Annotated in this window: 12 protein-coding genes; 1 reads left to right on the forward strand and 11 read right to left on the reverse strand. The window is 62.6% G+C overall.

Going from position 1 to position 16,749, the window contains the following annotated elements:
• Nucleotides 1–160 precede the first annotated feature (160 nt).
• Nucleotides 161–1,258, reverse strand: a complete 1,098-nt coding sequence (locus tag THSYN_RS25030) for an Rpn family recombination-promoting nuclease/putative transposase (RefSeq protein ID WP_236848682.1) — start codon at nt 1,256–1,258, stop codon at nt 161–163.
• An 890-nt stretch (nt 1,259–2,148) separates the two neighbouring features.
• Here THSYN_RS25030 and THSYN_RS25035 point away from each other — a divergent pair.
• Entirely contained in the window at nt 2,149–3,144 is a 996-nt protein-coding gene (locus tag THSYN_RS25035; RefSeq protein WP_100922589.1) for a hypothetical protein, read from the forward strand.
• 287 nt (nt 3,145–3,431) lie between these two features.
• Here THSYN_RS25035 and THSYN_RS25040 read toward each other — a convergent pair whose 3' ends face one another.
• From THSYN_RS25040 to THSYN_RS25085, 10 genes are all read right to left on the reverse strand, one after another.
• Nucleotides 3,432–4,208, reverse strand: a complete 777-nt coding sequence (locus THSYN_RS25040) for a YdcF family protein (protein ID WP_100921530.1) — start codon at nt 4,206–4,208, stop codon at nt 3,432–3,434.
• Nucleotides 4,209–4,294: 86 nt separating this feature from the next.
• On the reverse strand, nt 4,295–5,101 hold the full coding sequence (locus THSYN_RS25045) for a class I SAM-dependent methyltransferase (RefSeq protein WP_100921531.1): 807 nt from the start codon (nt 5,099–5,101) through the stop codon (nt 4,295–4,297).
• Between the two features lie 144 nt (nt 5,102–5,245).
• Nucleotides 5,246–7,111 carry an asparagine synthase (glutamine-hydrolyzing) gene (gene asnB / locus THSYN_RS25050; protein WP_236848683.1) on the reverse strand — a complete coding sequence of 622 codons (1,866 nt, stop codon included), beginning with the start codon at nt 7,109–7,111 and terminating at the stop codon, nt 5,246–5,248.
• Nucleotides 7,112–7,472: 361 nt separating this feature from the next.
• Nucleotides 7,473–8,474, reverse strand: coding sequence for a glycosyltransferase family 4 protein (locus THSYN_RS25055; protein ID WP_100921533.1), 1,002 nt, complete (start codon nt 8,472–8,474; stop codon nt 7,473–7,475).
• 115 nt (nt 8,475–8,589) lie between these two features.
• A complete protein-coding gene (locus THSYN_RS25060; protein WP_100921534.1) occupies nt 8,590–9,540 on the reverse strand; it encodes a class I SAM-dependent methyltransferase in 951 nt (316 codons plus the stop codon).
• 228 nt (nt 9,541–9,768) lie between these two features.
• Complete coding sequence (asnB, locus tag THSYN_RS25065) at nt 9,769–11,610, reverse strand: asparagine synthase (glutamine-hydrolyzing) (RefSeq protein WP_100921535.1); 1,842 nt, start codon at nt 11,608–11,610, stop codon at nt 9,769–9,771.
• 6 nt (nt 11,611–11,616) lie between these two features.
• Nucleotides 11,617–12,795, reverse strand: a complete 1,179-nt coding sequence (locus THSYN_RS25070) for a glycosyltransferase (RefSeq protein WP_100921536.1) — start codon at nt 12,793–12,795, stop codon at nt 11,617–11,619.
• 26 nt (nt 12,796–12,821) lie between these two features.
• Entirely contained in the window at nt 12,822–14,318 is a 1,497-nt protein-coding gene (locus tag THSYN_RS25075; RefSeq protein ID WP_157817917.1) for a hypothetical protein, read from the reverse strand.
• 42 nt (nt 14,319–14,360) lie between these two features.
• Nucleotides 14,361–15,149 (reverse strand): CgeB family protein, encoded by a 789-nt coding sequence (locus tag THSYN_RS25080; RefSeq protein WP_157817918.1) that lies wholly within the window; start codon nt 15,147–15,149, stop codon nt 14,361–14,363.
• Nucleotides 15,150–15,401: 252 nt separating this feature from the next.
• Nucleotides 15,402–16,598, reverse strand: a complete 1,197-nt coding sequence (locus THSYN_RS25085; RefSeq protein WP_100921539.1) for a glycosyltransferase family 4 protein — start codon at nt 16,596–16,598, stop codon at nt 15,402–15,404.
• Nucleotides 16,599–16,749 lie beyond the last annotated feature (151 nt).

Genomic DNA, 16,749 nt, shown 5'->3' on the forward strand with positions numbered 1-16,749 from the left:
GCGCGATCACACCCCCTGGCATCGACTCTTCGGCATCGCCCTGACCGACCTCTTCACCGGCCGCCCCTGGCGCGTGGAGTGGCTGGTGGATGCGCTGCGCTCACCTAAAGCCTCGACCTCCAGCCGATCAAGGCCCTGCTTGAACACCAGGGTACACCCCTCAACCCGCAGGCGGGCGGGGCTCCGGGGGCTGGCGACCCAGCAGGGCTTCCAGCGTCCCGGCGGCGAAAATCCCGTCCAGCCAGGCGTCCAGTTGACCGAGGCTCGCCGCATCAATGCGGGCCCGTGCCCAAGGGGGCAGTTGACCAAACCGGCCCGTCAGCAAGCGCTTCAACGCGTCGGTCTTGCCTTCCCGCTTACCTTCCCGCTTGCCTTCCCGCTTACCTTCCCGCTTGCCTTTCAGTTCACCCTCCAGCATCCCTTCCCGCTTCCACTTCTGCGTCCACTCATCCACCCGTTCGGCCAACATCGTCTCGACCTCCGTTAAATCATGCACTTCCGGCAACTTTTCGCCCGGCAGCAAGCGCCGCAGCAGGACCCGCGCGAACCAGACCGTCAGCGCCCGCCGCAGGCTGGTGTAGCCCGGACCCTGCAACCGCACGCTGAGCCGGTGCAGTATCGGACGTAGCGCGTCGGGCCCGTCGCCGGCCAAGGTTTCCAGCCGCACCAGTTCAGCCGCGACGCTGGTAGCCTGCTCCAGCGTATCCTCCTCAATGCGGCCCTCGTCAATCAGATGATAGCGCTGTTGGGGCCGGTAGCGCGCCAGCGCGTCGGGCCACGGGACGATCAGGTCGGCGACATCGCGCGCCGCCGTCCAGCGCCCGGAACCGTTGTAGAGCACCAGCGGAAACACCGGCGGCAGGCGCTCACCCGCGGCCACCGCCTGGCTCTTGATCAGGTCCTGATACAGCAGCCCGGTGTAGACCATCACCCGCACCGCCATCCAAGGGTCGACCTCGCTTTGGAACTCGATCAGCAGGTACACATAGAGCCAATCCCCCGCCACCCGGACCCGCCAGATGATGTCATCCTCGCGCGTACGCAGGTCGTCGGTGACATAGCTGCCACCCTGCTTCTCCAGGGTGGTGAAGTCGATCAGCGCCAGCCAGTCCTCCTGCACGAAGTCACGCAGCAGGCCCTCGACCATCTCCGGATGGGAGAACAGGTGTTTGTAGGAGCCGTCGTGCGGCGCACCCGCCGGCTGGGCGGTCGCCCGAGTGGACGCGTGGGAGCGACGCCGGCGAGGGGATCGGGACATGGCAGCGGGGCCCACGGGCCGGTTGGGAACACGAAAGGGAACCGAAACGCATCGCCCGGATAGGACAACGCAGGGGCCGACACCGGAAGGGCACCGGCAGCGCTGAAGTTTCGTAGGGTGGATAAGCGCAGCGCATCCACCATCAGCCGCGTCCCCGGCACAATGCCGGCTGCGGCCATCCGATCATGATCAAGGCCCACGTCCGCCCGATCGTCGTTCCGCCCGCCCCACGGGTGACATCCATCACGGCCGGGGACCGCCCCGATGCCGTAGGAGCGGCCCCCCGGCCGCGACGGGTTGCCGCAAGAGCGCGTGGCCGGAGTGATGATCAAGGCCGGGTGCGGCCTTGATCATCACCCCGGCCACGCCGCACCGGCGAGCGCACGCGCTTAAGCCCGCGCCGACGCTGGGAGCACCGCACCCCAGTGCGGCGCGGCCTCGCGAGCGACCGCGGCGTTGCGTTCTGCGGATAGGCCGCGCCGCACTGGGGTGCGGCGCTCCCGGTGGCCGGAATGATGAGCGAGGCCCGCATCGGCCTTGATCGTGGTTCCGGCCAACGCACGCGTAGGGTGCGCCGCGCGCACCGGGAACGTCTGCGCCGCTCGGAGGTTACTGGGTGCGCACAGCGCACCCTACGGCGTTGGCTCGGTTGCGGCCGGGACGATGATCGAGGCCGTTTCTGACCACCCGGCGCATCACCTGTCGGGTAGGCGCCTGCGGCTCCGAGTAGCCGTAGGGTACGCATCGCGTACCCGGCCCCAGCGGTTGCGGCGGCCTGGCGGGTACGCGATGCGTACCCTACGCGATCTGCGTCAACCCATCAGCTCTGATCGCACCCCGTTGGCAGAGCGGTGCTCATGATCCAGGCCGTGCTACGGTACCATGCGCCGATGCGCGATCACACTCCCTGGCATCGACTCTTCGGCATCGCCCTGACCGACCTCTTCACCGGCCGCCCCTGGCGCGTGGAGCTGGAAATGGAGCTGGCGCTCAAGAGCCAGCGGCTGGACGTGCTGATCATCGAACGGTTACCCGGCGCCGCGGCAACCACTGAGGCGGCCCTGGCCGACCTGCCCGACGGGCTGGAGAACCTCACCGCCCATAATGTCCTAAGCTACAAGTCCAAACAGGAGCCGCTGGACGGCTGGGCGCTCGAAGAGCTGATCGGCCACTACGTCACCTATCGCAAACTCGCCTCCATCCAGGCCGCCACGGGCCGACCGACAGCCGCCGACACCGACGCCGCCGTGGAACCGCCGACCGCGGGCTATCGGCTGCTGCCGGAGGCGGATTTCCGTCTCTATGCCGTCGCCACCCGCCATCCTGGGAAGCTGTTTCGGCAACTCCCCGCCGCGGCCCGGACCCCCAGCGCCTGGCCCGGCATCTACGATCTCGGCTGGGGCAACCGCCGGATTCGGCTGATCGTCCTGAACACTCTGGCCCAGCACCCGCGCAATGCCCCCTGGGAACTGTTCGCCAGCGAGATGGATCGAATCCGCTACGGACTGGCCCATTACCGGCCGCACAGCCCAGCGGCGCAGTTGCTGCGCTACCATCTTGCCAACGTCCACCGTCTGGAGCTTCCCGACATGGCTTACACGCTCGACGACTTCAAACGCGACACCTACCGCATGCTCATCGACGACCTGCATGAACTCAGCGAGCAAGAGCGCCAAGTACTGAGCCAAGCACTGCTGGAGCGGATGGGTGTCGAGGACCGCTTGCGCGGGCTCGCTGCCGAGGACCGCTTGCGCGGGCTCGCTGCCGAAGACCGCTTGCGCGGGCTCGCTGCCGAAGACCGCTTGCGCGGGCTCGCTGCCGAAGACCGCTTGCGCGGGCTGGACCCCGAACAAGTCAAGGCTTGGCTCAAACGCACCGGGCATTAAACGCACGCCGGGGTGGTTTCGCTGACGCCCACGGTTACGACCGTCCCGGCCTGGATCATCCTTGCAGCCACCGCGGGTCACCGCGCGGTCGTCGGTCCGCACAGCGGACCCGACGGGCGCGCAGCCTCGATCAATATCCCGGCCACCCCACCGATGACGGACGCCGCGCCAACGCCGTAGGAGCGGCCCCCCGGCCGCGACGGGTTACCGCAAGGGCCGGGTGGCCGAAGTAATGATCAAGAAAGCGCCACCAAGCGGCCGCCATCGCAACTCCCGCCCCGGCGTCATCACGCCCAGCCCCGCCACCAATACACCCACCAGCCCAAATACTCCTTCAGCGCGCGCGTGCTCCCCGCCAGGGCCCCCGCATCCGGCAGCCAGCGCAGCGCTTGGGCCGGCTGGGGCATCACCTCGAAATCGGTCGGCGCCGGGATCGCCGCCACCCCCGCCGCGCGGAAACTCGCCAGTGCCCGCGGCATATGCAGGGCCGAGGTCACCAGCAGCACCCGCTCGATCCCCAGCGTCCGGATCAGCTCCGCGCTGTAGAGCGCATTCTCGCGGGTGTTGCGGCTGCGCTCCTCCAACACCAACGCGGCGGCCGGCACCCCCAGATCGGCCAGCAACCGACCCATCGCCTGCGCCTCCGGCAGTCGCTCCCCCTGCCAGGCCAGGCGCCCGCCGGACAGGATCAGCCGCTTGGCCTTGCCGGCGTGATAGATCCGCGCCGCCTGCCAGACCCGGTCAGCCGCCGAACCCAGGTCCGGATACGGCCAGCCGGGCGGCCCGGCATCGATCGCACCCCCCAGCACCACCGCCGCCTCGGCGACCGGCAATTCCGCGACGGCCAGATTGGCAAAACGTCCCTCCAGCGACTGCCGCAGCGCATCCGAGACGGCGGGCAGCGACCAGACTCCCAACCACACAACCGCCACCAGCAGCGTCCCCAGACCCCAACGTCGCCGCCCCAACGCCAGCAAGAGCAGCCCCAGCAGGCACAGGGTCAGCGACAGACCCAGTGGATACGCGAGTTGCCCCAGTAGCTTGTCGAGGTAGAGACCTTGCATGCCCGCTCACTTGTTCGGCGTCTTCGCCGGCAACACCCCGCCCGACCGCAGCACCCGCGCCACCTCCGCGAGCACCGCCGCCGGGTCTACTTCCTCGCCTCGATCAACATGAACAGCCCGGCATTGGGCCATAGCCGCCGAATCAGCCCCCGCGGCCACACCTTGCGCGCCAGCGTCAGCAAAGCCCCGCGATGTCGCTGCCCCGCGTCGGACTCCAGCAGATCACCATGCGTCAGCACCGTCGCGATCCGCACCTCACGGAAATCCGCACACAGCGCCCGCGCCTCGCGAACCGAATAAGCCTTGGTGCCGGGACTCTCCAGATAGCGCGCATAGACCTCGGTCAGCGACAACCAGGGCCTCAGCCCCAGCAAGGCGTAGCGCGCCCAGAGCATCAGGCCGACCAAGGACCACCGGTGGTAGATCATGATCCTCGCGCACCCGCCCGGCTTCAGCACCCGCCACACCTCGGCGATCGCCTTGGGCGTGTCCGGGCTGTGATGCAACACACCCCAGGAATACACCAGATCGAACGTTTCGGCCGGGAACTCCAGGTTCTCCGCGTCCCCCACCGCCAACCGCGAGGCCAGCCCAAACGCCGCCAGGCGTCGCCGCGTATGCGCGACCGCCCGCTCGGTCAGGTCGATCCCCCACAGGTCCGCACCCGCCGCGGCAAACTCCTGATGATCCGCCCCCAGCCCCACGCCGATCTCCAGCACGCGCAAGCCGCGCGCCGCCTCGAAACCGGCAAAGTCACGGATATAGGGCTCCAACCGGTAGCGCGTCTGCGCCTGGGCCAGATAGCCGGCACGATCCACATCCGCCAGATACAGGGCCTCGCCGCAGGCCGCCTGGTCCCAAAAGGCATGCACCGCGTCTTTCGCCTCACTCATCACCCCACTCCCCGTTCGGCTTTATCGTAACTTGCGGCCACCTCGAGGGTGATATCCGTCGCGGCCGGGGGGCCGCTCCTACGCCGTAGGAGCGGCCCCCCGGCCGCGACGGCTTGCCGCAAGGGCGCGTGACCGCAGTGATGATCAAGCCCCCCCGCTCGGCTGATCGATAAACCGCCTGGCCCAGAGTTCCATCGTCAACACTGCCCATTGCAGCATATACAGATCATCCCGGCCGGCCTGGCTGCGCGCGCGGGCCTCCTGCAGCGCCCGATAATCGAACCAGCCCCGCGCCTTGACCGCCGACTCCGAGGTCAGGTCATGCCACAGATCCGCCAGATCATAGCGCAGCCATTTCCGATAAGGCGCCCCGAAACCCGCCTTGGGTCGGTCGATGATCGAATCCGGCACGATACCCCTGGCCGCCTCGCGCAACAGCACCTTGGTCTCGCGCCCCAACAACCAGTCGGCCGGATAGCGCGTCACCGCATTCACCAGTTCCAGGTCCAGCAGCGGCACCCGCGCCTCAACGCCCACCGCCATACTCATCTTGTCGGTATAATTAAGGTTATGATTGGGCAGATAGATGGCGAGGTCGCGTTCCTGCAAGGCTGCGAGCCCCGACAGCCCGGTCTCAACGATGTGACGTTGGCAGTCGTCGCGAAAGGTCTCGGTGTGCAACGCATCGCGCACGCCGGGCGACCAGACCCGGCTGATCTCCGCCTGCGGCGTATTGGCACAGAGGTTGAGAAAGCGCGTGCTAGGGGGTTGCGCCAGTTCGCTCAATATCCGCCGCACCCGCCGCAGTTGAGCCCCGAACCGCCCCTCCCAGGCCCCGGGGAGCCGCGCCGCCAGTGCGGCGATCAGGCGGCGCGGCGCGAGCGGCCAGCCCGCCAATCCCCCCATGGCACGCAGCACCTGATAGCGGGGATAGCCGCAGAACAATTCGTCCACGCCCTGCCCGGACAGCAACACCTTGACCCCCTGTTCGCGGGCCTGTTGACATATCAAGAAACAGGCAATCGCCGCCGGATCGGCCAGCGGCTCATCCAGGTGCCAAACCAGCTCGGGCAGAAGGTCGGCGACCTGCGGCCGGAGTTCGATCTCATGCAGCGGCAGACCCAGCCGCCGGGCCAGCGCGCGGGCGTGCGGCAAGTCTTCGGCCGCGCGGTCGAGCTGATTGTCCGCCTGCGGATAGGAAATAGTAAAGCAGTCCAGCCCAGCCCCGGCAGCCGGTGCGGCCAGTGCGGTGATCAGACTGCTGTCCAACCCGCCGCTGAGGAACAGACCCACCGGGACATCCGCCACCAGTTGCCGCCGGGTGGCAGCCAGCAGTTGACCCCGCAGATCGGCGAGCGCGCCAGCCCGATCCTGAAGCCGCGCCTCCCCGAACGGGGCCTGCCAGTACCGCTGGACAGCGATCGGACGACCGGACCGCCAGCGCAGCCAAGTGCCTGGCGCCAACCGCTTGACGGCCTTAAAGGCAGTGCGCTCGCCCGCGGCGTGACAATAGGCCAGGTGCTGTTGCAGCGCCGTGAAATCCGGTTCACGCGAAAGCCCGGGATGTTGCAGCAGCGCCTTGATCTCACTGCCGAACAGCAACTGGCCGGGGGCGGGTTCCGCATAATAGAGCGGCTTGACCCCCAGCGGGTCCCGCGCCAAGAGCAGTTCCCGGGTGCGTGCGTCCCACCAGGCGAAGGCGAAGATCCCGTTGAGGCGGGTAGTGAATGGCGCACCGTATTCGAGCAGACCGTGCAGCAGGACTTCCGTGTCGCCGGTGGAGTGGAAGCGATGACCACGAGCGGTCAGGTCTTGGCGCAGTTCCCGGAAGTTATAGATCTCGCCGTTATAGACCAAAACGCCGCACCCATCCGGCGCGTGCATCGGTTGGGCCGCGGCCGGGCTGAGGTCGAGGATGGAGAGCCGCACTTGGCCGAGTGCAACCCCGGCGGCTGGGTCCTCGAAAATGCCCTGACCGTCCGGGCCGCGGTGGGCTTGGGCGGTGTTCATCCTGGACGTCAGGCCTTGCAGATAATCACCGGCGAATCCGGATATCCCGCACATAATTTTCTCCCTAGCTTAAGGAGCGTCTGCAGTCATCGTCAATCGCACTCCTTAACCCCCTGACCGGCCTTGATCATAATCCCGGCCTATCAGCCAACGGCGAGGTCTTTGGTCCGCACAGCGGACCCTACGGCCCCGCGCCCGTAGGGTCCGCTGTGCGGACCAGCGACTTCCCGTCCAGCAGGGTGTCCGGGGTTATGATCAAGGCCCGCTGACCGCATCCAACGGCGTAGCGGCGCACCGCAGCGTCCAGTTGAGCCGCCATCCGCCCGAGGTGCCCTCCTCGACTTCGCGGCAGCCTCAGCCGTTAAGCCCGGGCGAGCGTACGGTAAAGAAGCGCATACTGGCGAGCAATAGCCGCCGGCCGAAAGCGTTCAACATTCTTGTAGCCGCTCGTGACCAGCTCCTGTCGATAGGCCACATCCTGTATCAACCGCTCGACCGCCGACCTGATCTCGGCGACATCGTACGGATCCACGTAGCAGGCCGCATCGCCGCCCACCTCCGGCATCGAGTATAAGCGGCTCGTGATCACGGCCCGCCCGACCGCGTTGGCCTCGACAATCGGCAATCCGAATCCCTCGTAGAGCGAGGCAAACATCACCAGGTCGGCCTGCCGGTACTGCTCCACCAGCGCCTCCCGACTGAGCCCTACGTGGTTCTCGTAGTCGATGGCGTAACGCGCCAATACCCCCTTCTGCACCTCGGATAAAGGCCCAATGATCGCGAGACGACAAGGCAAACCGTGCAGCGCCTCGGCCACCCGCCCGATATTCTTATTTTCCGTGGTGCCGACCTGAAGGATGCGCGGGCATTGGTCATCGAAGGGCTTTTCACTGGCGGTAAACTCGCTGGAAACCGGGCAGTGGATCACGGTGATCTTGTCCGGATCGCAACTGAGATAGCGCAGCAACTGCTGCTTGGTCGATTCCGATATCACCGTGATAGCGGCACAGCGCTTCTCCGGCAGCCAGTACCAAAAAAGCCAAAACACCCATCGCCTGAGCCCGCGCAAGCGCTCCAATGTCACGCAATCGAGGATGGTCAGCACGGTCCGCTTGGCGTCGAGAAAATAGGTCAGGTAATGCACGTCGCCGGTGACATGATTCACAGAACCCTGCTGCCGCGCCGCGAGAATCGTATCAATGAGGCGTCGCCACACCCCCCATGAAGGATAACGATTGACGCGAATGTGAACGCGAATGTCCCCTGGCAAAGCCGAGCATACGTCATCGAAGACTTGCTCGACGCTGAAATAGCCCAGAAGCGCCTTGCGCTTATGATGAACAACCGTGATCGCCTCAGCCATAACGTTTTCTGGTTACCAAGCAGTTCGGCAAGTCTATGAAGCACGAGATGAGGTACAGCAGCACCCGCTCTTCCCCCAAGATTATGCCCATCGTCACAACCACCGATCTTACGCGCTAACCAGCCACATCCTCTCTTGGTTTCACTATCGTGGAGATCAAGAACTGCCCCATGCGGCATTGATTAGTGAGGAAACGAGTGAATCTATCGGGCACAATGCGCATAAGCGAAGACTTTAGTTTTCCTTGGGGGAGAGGGAAAAGATCCGATTTTTGCCCTTTGACAGAGGCATTCTTGACTTTAAGCCCCGCCCCTTGAATCAGGCTATGCCAACTGGCTAAAGTGTAGTAACGAGCTATAGCTCCGTCCGTAGAATTCTGGACCGCCTTCGAGAGCGACCACGACCTGAATAGATCGCCAAGTACGATCCCGTGCAATAAGCCGTGAAGGATATAATAGTTCCACCAACCACGGTGATAAACCATTAGTGTTGCCTCCCCCCCCGGCTTTAATACTCTAAATATTTCACAAACAATTTTTTGGGTATCTGCAGAGTGGTGGATTACCCCCCAACTCCACACGAAGTCGAAAGTGGAATCAGCAAAAGACATCTTTTCTGCATCCATCTGAAAAATATTTCCGGGTATATCGAACAACCTGAAACGTTCCGAGGTACTCTTCACTGCATAACGTGTTAAATCGATGCCGGTAAACGAACCCGAGTGAGTAGCCAACAATTGCGCATGACTCCCGCTTCCTACGCCGATTTCAAGAACGTTTTTTTGTTTCAAGCCGTCGAAACTGATCAGTGCGTCAAACGGGATTTTTCGCCAGGGCATATACTCATGAGCGTTCGAGAAAAAACGCATGTCAATTTCCTTATAAAAAGATACAGTAAAAGGCTCGTGCCCAACCTCCTTGTTCCAGTCATAACGCATTGGGTGCTTTTCCCAAAAAGAACGGTTGGCATCCTGCCACTGCCTCGCTTCCTGAGAATCACTGGGGAGCTGCTCCGGTTTCGCAAATGTAATAGGCGCAGCAGATCCAAGAGTAAGACCTGTTTTCATTCTTTATACCTCAGCAATATTGAGTCACCGGGCGCCCTAAACTGCTTGCGGAGTCCGCAAGGCAAGTGGCGAGCAACGATGTTTTCACCTGGTCGCAGGCACCGCAAATACGTCACTTACTGCCGGCGCGACCCTAATAGGCAGGTGGGTTTCAGGAGAAATCGATGTTGCGCAAGAGCAACGTATCCAATTGCAGATAATTGCTCGTGCAGTTGATTCTTTGCACGACTATAGCAACTGGACTGCAAGCGCATACGCCATGCGGCGTGACCAGTGACATCGCGGGTGATTGAGCAGTGGGATACTGCGCCACCGCTCCAACAACGGAGTCCGCTCCAGCCAATCACCCATCGGCAGTGAGAACCCGGACTTGGGCCGGTCGATCACTGTGTTCGGCAACGCGGGGCGCGGCGCCAGCGCCAGCGCGCGTTTACCTGTCAAGCCGACGGGGCGTGGAGCTGCCAGGACCGGGGCCAGCTCGCGCAACAAGTGGAAATCCACCAGCGGGGTCCGCAACTCCAGCGAATGTGCCATGCTGGCCCAGTCGCTGTCGCGCAGGAGTTGGTTGCGCAGATAGTTGGAGGCCTCCAGCACTGCGATCCTGGCGTAGTCGCTGTCGCAGTCCGGATCGAGACCGGTTTGCAAAAAATGCGGTGGATCTAGCGCCGCCAGGCCCTCCCGCACCAGATCGGCGTCCAGGAGCGCGGGTAACTCCCAAGGCATGAACAGCCCGCGCCGCACCAGATAGAGTCCTGCCAGGTCAGGCCCCAACCTGCCCAGCGCCGCCGCCTTGGCGTGTACAAGCCCAAAGCGGCTCGCCAATCCCAGCCCCCCCGCCAGCAGCGGCAGCAGCCCGGGCACCCTGGCAAGCCGTTGCAGCCGACGGCGCCAGAGCGGCAACTGCGCAAAATGGGCATAGCCGCCGAACAGTTCATCCCCACCTACACCGGAGACCACGACTTTCAAGCCCAGGGCAGCCGTGTGCTTACTCACCAGCCAGGTGTTGAAGCCGTCAACGCTGGGCTGGTCCATGTCGGCCAACGCCCGGGGCAGATCGGCGGCGGCCTCCGCATCGCTGATCCACACCGTGTGCTGCTGGGCGCCATAGCGCGTTGCCATCCGCTCGGCATGGGCGACCTCGTCCAGCCCGGTGCCCCGAAAGCGACTGAAACCGAGGGTCACCGTCTGCAGCTGGGCTGTCCGGTTCTCCGCCATCAGCCCCACCAGGGCGCCCGAATCGATTCCGGCCGACAGAAAGGCACCGACCGGCACGTCCGCCACCTGATGGGCGACCACGGAATCGGTAACCGCGGCGCGCACGCGGTCCAATAGCTCCCCGGATCCCAGCCGCTCCGGACGCCGTGCCGCCATGCACCAGACCTCGCCTACCGAGGCGTACCCCGTCGGTTGCCCAGCCCCCCGCGCGGTCACCCACAATGCGTGCCCGGCTGGCAGGGCACGGATGCCACGGCAGACGGTATGGGGCTCCGGCACGCTGCCCATTAGCAAAAAGCCGACCACGGCGGCCGGCTCTGGACGGATGTCGATTACGAGGCTTGTCCGTAAGGGCTGGACCTGAGAGGCAAAGGCGAACCGTCCAGCCTGATCGGCGTAATACAGCGGCTTGATCCCGTACGGATCGCGCGCCAACCAAAGGCCACGCTTGGCCGGGTCCCAGAGTGCGAAGGCGAACATGCCCCGCAACCGCTGCAAGAGTCCCTCGCCCCAATGCAGATAGCCCCTCAGCAGGACCTCGGAGTCGCTTTCGGAACGGAACCCATGTCCGGCGCGGACCAACTCCTCGCGCAGTGCGCGGAAGTTGTAGATCTCCCCATTGAAGACCAAAGCACAGCCGCTGTCCGCATCCAGCATCGGCTGATTGCCGGCCGGGCTCAGGTCGATGATCGCCAACCGACGATGCGCGAACCGTGCCAGACCGTCAGGACTGGTCCAGGCCCCTTCGCCATCAGGCCCACGCCTGCGCATGGCCTGGCTCAGGCGGCTGAGTCGCTCCCCATCCGCCGGATCGGCCCCACCCCGATAGGAAAAGATACCGGCAATGCCGCACATCAGCCGTCACTCACGGGCGGAAACCGCCACCCGACCCGCAGCGCACAGGAACAGTTGCCTGTTTGCCTCGATGATCGACTCCACAGCAAGCTTCCTACCCGCATAGCGGCGTACTCGCTCACGCCAAACGGCATACTCCGTGGGCGCGATGCCCGCACAGTACTCGATGCGATCGACGAAAGCCGACTCATCGCCCAAGGGCAAATCCCAGCCAACGCCGGCCGACGCTAGGTCGCGCCAGGGCGTCGTGTCGGCAATCAGCACCGGGGTGCCGACGGACAGTGCCTCCGCAATCACATGACCATAGTTCTCGCCCCGTGTCGGGAACAAAAACAAATCCTGCCGGGCAAGGACGCCCGCCACCTGCTCCGGATGTATCGCGCCGTGCCAAAACACCTTGATATGTCCAGGCAGCGAGGCGGCCAAAGCCCGGCACTGCTCCAGATAAGCCCGATCCTCTTGCGGTCCGTAGATGGAAAAGTCCACCGGCACCCTGACCGAGTGAAGCAATCGAAGGGCGACGTCCAGGTTTTTCTTTGGGGATAGGCGGGAAAAGAAAACCAGCCTAAGTGGATTCTCTGTTTGCCTGCCGATCACGCAAAGGTCCACTGCTTCATGAATTGGGGACGGCAAATTTGGTGCGACCATGACCCGGGCATTCCTTCCCATCCAGGCCCTGATATCGGCGGCCTCATACTCACTCGATGCCTGCCAGATCACACCGCGATACAGCCCGAACAGCCTCGCGATAAAGAGAAAAATGGCCTTCTTGGTCTTTTTCAAGCCCAAGGCACCTGCAGAGAACTCTCCCCGCGGGGCGAGCACGACGGGCACTCCCGGTCCGACACCCAGTCCTCGCAAGAAAAGTGGTAGCAGCGTAAACGCCGGATCGAAAAGACTATTGAGATACAACAATTCATGGGGTGTCCTGGAAAAAAGCCGGACCAATCTCAAGGGCCTCTTGAGCCCTGGGGGCGTATAGAACACCTGCGCTTGACTAACCCGATTCCAACACAAATACGACAACCCCAGATACGGCTCAACATCGCCGGAATCACGGTCGCTGGTAATAATGTGGAAGTCGAATTCCTCCCCCAAACGATTGACCAGATTCGCGACTGTACGGATTGGACCGCCTGCCCTAAATCCGGGATAGTAGTAACACAGCGTCGTCAGTATCCTCATGGTCGTAATCCCGCCGAAGCAGTCGTTTATCGAATACCATTCCGCTGGGTATCACGATGCTTCCATATGAAGAGACTCGGAAAGAATCTTGCAGCCACATAGGCAACAATAACCAGCGAGATAGCGGAAATGATCAACTGCCCAAACAGCAGCGAGAGATTGCTCTCGACGAAAAACAGCGGGATCCCGATGACCATGCCAAAGGCGTAAGTGCCTGCATCACGCGCACGAGTCCAAAAATGAACGCTCAGATAGCGAAAGGCGACGCCCAGCAGGAAGCTCACGCCAAACACCCCAAGTGCGCCGAAATTCATGTACATCTCCGTAAGCCATGGAAGATTGAACGAGGTTCCAAAATCATCTTCGCCGAGGTACCCATACTGCCGCCCCCAGCGGTTACCCAAATCTTCCCGGGGCTTTTCCGGCCAAATAAGGCGTGGTATCCACTTCGTCAGCAATGGCAAATAGCTTTCACCATAAAGGAATGGTTGGCGGCTCGGCGTGTCGGCGATGACCGCCGCCGTGACCATGAGATGATTGACGCGATCATAAGATTTTTCCATTCCTTTGCTAACCTGGTTAACGCCCGAGGATTGATCGTCGAGATAGTAAGACAACCCCATCTCGACCCAGACCTGGATGCGCTTCATGGCCGACCAATCGACGTCTTCTCCCCAAGTCAGCGCCCGATACTCGCCTTTGATGGGCTGCAACAGAAAGACCAGTACCGCCGCTGCCAGTATCCACTGGTAGGGAACACGTCGCCGGGTTACGACATAGGTCAGACCGACCACGACTGCCCAGACAAAAGTCCCAGCGATCGTGCCACCAGCCAAACCGCCCGCGATAATCAGTTGATAGGGAATCAGCCCAAAGAGGACAATACGCCGCGCTACTCTTGTCAGTGCGCCGGAGAATGCCGCATGTATGACCAGGATCACCACAAAAGTACATATTGCGTCAACAACCTCGGAAAGTATATTGAGACCCGCAAAAGACACCAAGGACTTTATGACCAGAACCGCTGGAACGGTAACGTAAACGAGGAAAGAATACGCCGCAGGCAGAATAACCAAGGGCCAGGAAACGCTTACTCTTTTGCTGTTGCCTATGCTCCGCGCAAGATGATACCCGAGATAGAGAGACAACAACCCCAGTCCGGCCATAACCAGCGCCTGTTGGCGCTCTCCCTCGCTGGTCCAATCCAAGGTAAACATCTGTCCCGGGGGCATCAAGCCGGCGAACCCGAAACTCAGCGCCATGAACCCTGCATGCATCGGCAGCACGGGGATGGCGTCGCGCCCGGGATTGCCGATCCAACGGTACAAGGGCCACAGACCCAGCAGGATAACGACTGACGCCAAGAACAGTGTCTCAAAAGTCTTGACGTATGAATTGAAAAAATTTGCCCATATCACAATGACCACGACAAAGAGACCAAAAAGCCATTGCGCCTGTAGCATTCGCCGCTCGCGGCGGACAAAGCGCATCCCGGGCTGAAAGGGAGGAGGTATTGCGCTCATGGGATTGCTGACTGAATTGACATTGCCGGGAACGAAGACATCTCAATCGATGAGAGCAAGCAGATCAGTGACGCGGTGCGTGTAATGATGCCTGGCGTCGACCAACGCGTGAGCCCGGCACGCTGCCGCAGTCCGCTCCCGGTCATGCACCAGATAGTATTCGATCTGCGTCAGACACTCGTCGATGTCGTTGAAATAGCCCGCCGACTCCCCCTCCGGAAACAGCGTAGTCGCCCCACCACTGCGCGTTGCCAGCAAGAAGCCCCCGGCGCCCGGGACCTCGAAGGTTCGCATGATCACACCATCGGCTGCGCCATCCACATAGTGCTGGGGGCGCAGGACATTGAGGTTGATCCGCGCGCGGGCAAACACCGCCGCGGCCTCCCTGCCATCGAGCGCCCTGCCCTGCCAGCAACGGCGCGCAGCACCATTGCGCCGGCTCCGCTGCCCCCAATATGGCGGCCCCCAGATCTTGAGATTGAAATGCCGGGCGACCTCCGTGAGAAAGGCCTCGCGCCGGGGGTCCCACCCGCCCACAAAGGCGACATCCCCGTCTGAAACGGCAGGAAAACCCTGGAAGGGGAATACCGATTCATCCCATCCAAACGCAAGGAAGCCCGCCGGAATACCCATTGCGCGCAGTTTCACCACCAGCGCAGGACTCCAGATCAGGAAGGCATCGCACGCACTGGCCGCCTCCAGGGTCTCCGGCCGCGCGTTATAGTGTGGCGGCATCGGGTTGTCGGCATGGAAAATGACAAAGCGTACACCACGCCGGCGGATGTTGCACACGGTCTCCGGCATGACGCATTCGCCGTTGAAGGCGAGCACCAGGTCAGGCCGCTGTTCACCGGTAACCGCCTCCAACGCCTGGTTATAGCGCAAGGAGCCGGCTCGCCGGGCCCACTGAAGGCCAATGGAGAGTCGATGACCGACCCGGCTGCGTAGCCACCAATCCAGATCGGTCCGATGGGCCTCAACATCGAATGCAATGACATCGTGGCCCAAGGACTCAAAGGCGCATCGATAAGATGCCGCCAAGTGCCCCTGTTTAAAGATACCCGCCAACAGTACCCGCATGGTTCAGCCCCCCTCCGGGCGCACTGCCCGCAGCGCAGCCTTGACCCCTATTACGCATTGCTCATAACTCCAGTCGGCGATGATCTCCCGCGAACGCACGCCCATGCGGCGGCACCGTGCGGGATCTTGCAGCAGTGATGCAATCTGGTCCGTGAGTCGGCCAATATCCCGCGCTGGATACAGCAGGCCATTGTCACCGGCCCGCACCAGGTCGGCAACAGCGCCGACTTCCTCGGTTGCAACAATAGCCACGCCGGCACACATCACTTCATTGATGATCAGGCCCCAAGGCTCGCTCTCAGAGGGAAGAATGAAGATATCCGCCAGCGCATAAAAGCCTGGCAGTTCACATTGGTTGCGGAAACCGAGGAACTGCACATCACGCAGTCCCCGCTCCCGGCAGTATTGGCGCAGTGAGCGCTCCTGCTCGCCGGCGCCGATCAGTAACAGCGCACACTCCAGACCCCTGTCTTGCAGTGCCGCCTTGGCGCGCAGCACGTCCAACGGATGCTTACGCTGGGTGAACTTTGAGGCAAAGAGCAGAACCGGCACTTCAGACCCTAACCCTAGGCCGGCCTTGAGCGCCGCGGCCCGTGACCGGCCGGCATCCGACAATGCCATAAAGCGTGCGTTATCCACCGCATAGGGCACCGGGAAAATCTTCCGGTCCGGCACACCATGATGGCGATAAAAATCCGCGTTGCGGCTGCCGATGGCAAGGCAGGCATCACACCGGGCATAGAACCAATGCAGCAGCGGGCGGCGCAGTAAGCGTTTGACTGCAGAGCGCCGCAGCAGCAGATGCGTTTCGCCACGGGCAAAGATCGCGGTACCCGCAAGACGCGCGGCAGTATAAGCCATGAGGTAGGTGGCGTGGTTATGGCCGTGAACCCAGAGCGCGTCATAACGCTGGCGTCGAAGTTCGTCTAAGATCCCAGGATTGATCAGGCTCCAGAAGCCTCCGACTCCTTTACTTTGACGGAGATTATCCAGAAAGACCGCGCGATAGCCTTCCAGCAGCGGAACATCCCACTGTATCTGTTGGCCGCCAAACCCGGCATCTGCATAGGCATCCAAACCCTGGCGGCTACAATAATAAACAGTCAGATCGATATCCGTCTCTTGCGCCAGACGGCGGTAGAGCGGGGCGAAATACTGGATGACGTGCGAATTCAACACCGCCAGGCGATACGGTTGCATCTATACTTCTACTCGAGGGGACAACGGGACAACGACACTTGGCACCTCCTGCGCCCGCAGGCGAGAAGGTGGATGAAGGGTATTCACTCAAATAAATCACATTTCCCGCACTATCCTCATCCAATAAAATCAGGGATTGAATCCATTTAGT

Origin of the sequence: Candidatus Thiodictyon syntrophicum, from assembly GCF_002813775.1 — a bacterium.
Lineage (GTDB): Bacteria > Pseudomonadota > Gammaproteobacteria > Chromatiales > Chromatiaceae > Thiodictyon > Thiodictyon syntrophicum.